At 58.2% G+C, this 1,279-nt stretch carries 1 pseudogene; it reads right to left on the bottom strand.

From position 1 onward, the window contains the following. Positions 1–1,174: pseudogene (locus F1609_RS33885) on the bottom strand (IS4 family transposase); the annotation flags it as partial. Between the last annotated feature and the right edge of the window lie 105 nt (positions 1,175–1,279).

Here is a 1,279-nt window from a genome sequence, read left to right as displayed (position 1 = left end):
GCATTTTCCTCTTGGTTAGCAGGTGGGCTCCACGAATCTCGTCAGGGTCGAAGAAGAGCGATGCAGCCAAGTCCGGGCAAGTTCTACCTTTGCGCATCAAATACGTAATGCGCCAGGCGACGACCATGAACAGCGCCAACGCGCGCTCAATGCGCTCCATGCTCGACAGTTGCAAAGCTTCGACTTCACAGCCGTTTTTTAGCACATGGAAATAAATTTCGATTTCCCAATGCGCTCGATACCAGTCGATCAGTTCGACTGTCTGGTCTTGGGTGGTGACGCTACGGTTGGTCAGCAGGCGCCATTCGATGGGTTTGACGCCTGCGGGGGTGCCCACTTCACGCGCCACGACGCAGGTGACGGTGATCCGTCCCTTTTCTCCATCCTTGATCTCGACCTCGCGTGCCCACAGTTGCTGGCGTACGGTACGCCCTTTCTGATTTTCACGAGAGCCGATGGCGAAGGTGATCTCGCCCAGTGGTACTGCGCTGGTGGTCGCCTCCCACAATTTGGCGCCATCCTGGTCAGGCAAGCAGCGATTATGTTTGGCCCGCACCAGCCAGTCGGCCGGGTTGCCCAGATCGCGCGAGCAGCGCATCATTTCCACCATGTCGGCTTCGCGATCAGCGACATACACCAGCCGCGTATCGGGCATGAGCGTCGCCATTTCCGCCACGCGCTGATAGCCTTCGACCCAGCGCTTACTCTCGCTCTAGCCTGGCCTGACGCCATCGGCGCCGCGTTTCTCACGCGCCCACATCCACGCGGCAAGTACACCGAGCGGCTCACGGTCGGTCGTCACCGCATATGTCGGGTGCAAGTACATGCCGCGCCGAGTTTCGTAATTGAGCGGTCCCAGGCCGTCGATCTCCTGGCCGTTGAAATCGAGCTCCGTTGTGTCCTGAATACACAGCACGACAGGCTGTGCACGCATTCGTTCCTCGGTACGCGCCCAGTGCGGTGCAAGGATGGCTTCCCATTCCACCTCGGCATTGCCCAAAAAACGGTAGGCCGCACACGTCTCGCTCCAACTGTCGCACGTATCCGGGATACTGGCCGTCGGATTGGCCGAAAATCGCTCCATCATTCGCTTCGCCCTCTTGTTGAGGCGGGCATCACCGAGACTGAGTCCGGCAAATTCTTGTTCCGTCCACTGCTGCGCCACCTTGATCACGTGCCCACCGAAATCCCGAGAGTAAACGCGAATTCGGAACAGTTTACAAGCCCCTTGTGTAACTCATTGAATGTAAAAGCTTTTCCGGAGGTTTCTCATCCAGGG

It is taken from the genome of Massilia aquatica (assembly GCF_011682045.1).
Classification (GTDB): domain Bacteria; phylum Pseudomonadota; class Gammaproteobacteria; order Burkholderiales; family Burkholderiaceae_D; genus Telluria_A; species Telluria_A aquatica.
This window is presented reverse-complemented; position numbering and strand designations above follow the sequence as displayed.